The 2849-nt window shown below is 68.9% G+C and carries 3 protein-coding genes, 1 tRNA gene and 1 other RNA gene; 4 read left to right on the top strand and 1 reads right to left on the bottom strand.

Annotated features, from left to right (window positions below; genetic code table 11):
- Positions 1 to 335 precede the first annotated feature (335 nt).
- On the top strand, positions 336 to 623 hold the full coding sequence (locus ACWGIU_RS34605; protein WP_214946609.1) for a hypothetical protein: 288 nt from the start codon (positions 336 to 338) through the stop codon (positions 621 to 623).
- Positions 535 to 1047 carry a PIN domain-containing protein gene (locus ACWGIU_RS34600; RefSeq protein ID WP_453712065.1) on the top strand — a complete coding sequence of 171 codons (513 nt, stop codon included), beginning with the start codon at positions 535 to 537 and terminating at the stop codon, positions 1045 to 1047. The genes ACWGIU_RS34605 and ACWGIU_RS34600 overlap by 89 nt, the downstream gene beginning before the upstream one ends.
- Before the next feature lie 130 nt (positions 1048 to 1177).
- Here ACWGIU_RS34600 and ACWGIU_RS34595 read toward each other — a convergent pair.
- Positions 1178 to 1265, bottom strand: a tRNA-Ser gene (locus ACWGIU_RS34595).
- Positions 1266 to 1373: 108 nt separating this feature from the next.
- Between ACWGIU_RS34595 and ffs the strand changes: the two genes are divergently transcribed.
- Both ffs and ACWGIU_RS34585 read left to right on the top strand, forming a co-directional pair.
- Positions 1374 to 1468, top strand: an RNA gene (gene ffs / locus ACWGIU_RS34590) — signal recognition particle sRNA small type.
- Positions 1469 to 1548: 80 nt separating this feature from the next.
- Positions 1549 to 2849: DNA polymerase III subunit gamma and tau (locus ACWGIU_RS34585; protein ID WP_453712064.1), on the top strand; the 1301-nt coding region annotated here is incomplete at its 3' end.

Here is a 2849-nt window from a genome sequence, read left to right as displayed (position 1 = left end):
CTGAAGCGGTCCGGGGTCTTCGTTTCGCCAGTTCAGGCGACTGCGGAGGATACGAGATTCGACAGCTGATCTTCGCCATGGACCAATGACGCGGTGCATGCGACGTGTCACGAAACCGGCTACAGGGCGGCGCTCCCCATTGTGTCCAGCCCGACAGCTTCGTTCAGCTGGTTCCAACCAAAGCGGCATCGCCGGCAGCCGGCAGCCGGCGGCGACTCGGCGGATGGGTCCCGTCAAAGCTCGGATTCGGGTCGTTTCCAGCCCTCTCCAGGGTCACCCGGCCTAGGGTGGTGTTCAGGCATGGGCCCGTGGACCACAGCGTGGAGGAGCCGATCGTGAGCACTGCCCCGAATCTGCCGCTCCCGCCGCGCAGACCCGAGGAGTCCCATCCTCAGTCCCATCCGCTACGGACGATCCGGGAGATCCGGGAGTCTCTGCCCGAGCACCAGCTTGGGCACTTCGATGCCGAGCTGGCCGACACCGACATCGATGCCTTGCCTGACATGCTTCACCGCTGGGCGACCCTGGGCAGTGATGGATTCCTTGAGCGGCTTACGGCGGCCCCGTTCGAGGGTCTGGAGTTCGGGCAGCGGTCCTACGACGATGCGGCAGATGGCGAGTGATCTATCTGCTCGACACCAATGTGGTCGCCGAGATCACCACCCGGCCGAAGCCTGCCCCGGCCGTCGTCGCCTGGGCTCGCTCGGTTCGTCTCCTGCCCTCTACCTGAGCGTCATCACGGTCGCGGAGATCGAAGCAGGCATTGAGGGAACGCCTGATCCAGTGCGGCGTACCGCTTTCGACCGGGCGCTCACGGACATCCGTGAGCAGTACCGCGACCGGATCGCCGCCGTTGGAGAGCGGGAGGCACTCGCCTACCTCGCTCTTCACCGGAGGCTCAAGAGTGCCGGAACCAGCATCGATCCACCCGACGCACTGATCGCCGCCACCGCCCTGGCGAACGGCTGGACGCTGGTGAGCCGCAACATCAAGCATCTGGCGCGATCAGGCGCACTCCTGCTGAACCCCTGGGAGCACGAGGGATAGGCCATCGAGGCCGGAACACGGGGAAGTGTCCGGTTATGCGGCAAATAAACGAGACTCGAACTGAGACCACGGAACGCAGAAGGCCCCGGCCGGTTTCCCGGTCGGGGCCTTCAAGTGCCCGGTGAGGCACTGGCGGAGGATACGAGATTCGAACTCGTGAGGGGTTGCCCCCAACACGCTTTCCAAGCGTGCGCCCTAGGCCACTAGGCGAATCCTCCGCGGCAAACAATACAAGACGTTGAGGGGTGCTCGCGAACGTGATCGTCGGACGGAGAGCAGGTCGGGGTCCGGCTCGATTCCGGGGCCATCCATCCGCTAGGGTGGGGCCAGCCCCTCACGTGGCGCCATCTCACCGAACTCCCCCAGGGCCGGAAGGCAGCAAGGGTAAGTGGGCTCTGGCGGGTGCGTGGGGGGCGCTTTGCGCTCCCGGCACCGTCCAGGACGCCCTTCAGGGGCTTCGGCGGGCCGCTGATGTCGGTGCGCCCGGATAACCTCGTATACGTGTCGTCCCTTGCGCTGTACCGCCGCTATCGCCCCGAGTCGTTCTCCGAGGTCATCGGGCAGGAGCATGTCACTGCCCCGCTGATGCAGGCCCTGCGGAACAACCGGGTCAACCACGCGTACCTGTTCAGCGGGCCGCGCGGCTGCGGAAAGACCACCAGCGCGCGCATCCTCGCCCGCTGCCTGAACTGTGAGCAGGGTCCCACCCCCACCCCCTGCGGGGAGTGCCAGTCCTGCCGGGACCTGGCCAGGAACGGTCCGGGGTCCATCGACGTCATCGAGATCGACGCCGCTTCGCACGGTGGTGTGGACGATGCCCGTGACCTGCGCGAGAAGGCCTTCTTCGGGCCGGCGTCCAGCCGCTACAAGATCTACATCATCGACGAGGCCCACATGGTCACCTCGGCGGGCTTCAACGCCCTGCTGAAGGTGGTCGAGGAGCCGCCGGAGCACCTCAAGTTCATCTTCGCCACCACGGAGCCGGAGAAGGTGATCGGGACCATCCGGTCCAGGACGCACCACTATCCCTTCCGGCTCGTGCCGCCCGGCACTCTGCGGGAGTATCTGGGCGAGGTCTGCGGGCGCGAGGGCGCCCAGGTCGAGGACGGCGTGCTGCCACTGGTCGTGCGCGCCGGCGCCGGGTCCGTGCGTGACTCGATGTCCGTCATGGACCAGCTGCTCGCCGGCGCCGCCGACGACGGTGTGACGTATGCCATGGCCACCTCGCTGCTCGGCTACACCGACGGCTCGCTGCTCGACTCCGTCGTCGACGCCTTCGCCGCCGGGGACGGGGCGGCCGCGTTCGAGGTCGTCGACCGGGTCGTCGAAGGCGGGAACGACCCGCGCCGGTTCGTCGCCGACCTGCTGGAGCGGCTGCGCGACCTGGTGATCCTGGCCGCCGTGCCGGACGCCGGGGAGAAGGGCCTGATCGACGCCCCCGCCGATGTCGTGGAGCGGATGCAGGCCCAGGCGTCCGTGTTCGGGGCCGCCGAACTGTCGCGCGCCGCCGATCTGGTCAACACCGGGCTCACCGAGATGCGCGGCGCGACCTCGCCCCGGCTGCAGCTGGAGCTGATCTGCGCCCGGGTGCTGCTGCCCGCCGCATTCGACGACGAGCGGTCCTTCCAGGCCCGGCTCGACCGGCTGGAACGCAGCGGTCCGCCCGCCGCCGCGGCCTTCGCCGCGCCGCCGGCCGCCGCGCCCGCCCTGGGCTACGTGCCGGGGCCCGAGGCGCATGCCATGGCGCCCGCCGGTCCCACCGGTCCCGGTGGGGGTGCGGGGGCCGCGCGCGCCGCCGCCCC

This window comes from Streptomyces sp. NPDC054840, from assembly GCF_053611065.1.
Note: the sequence above shows the minus strand (reverse complement) of the source record. Positions and strands in the feature narration are given on the sequence as shown.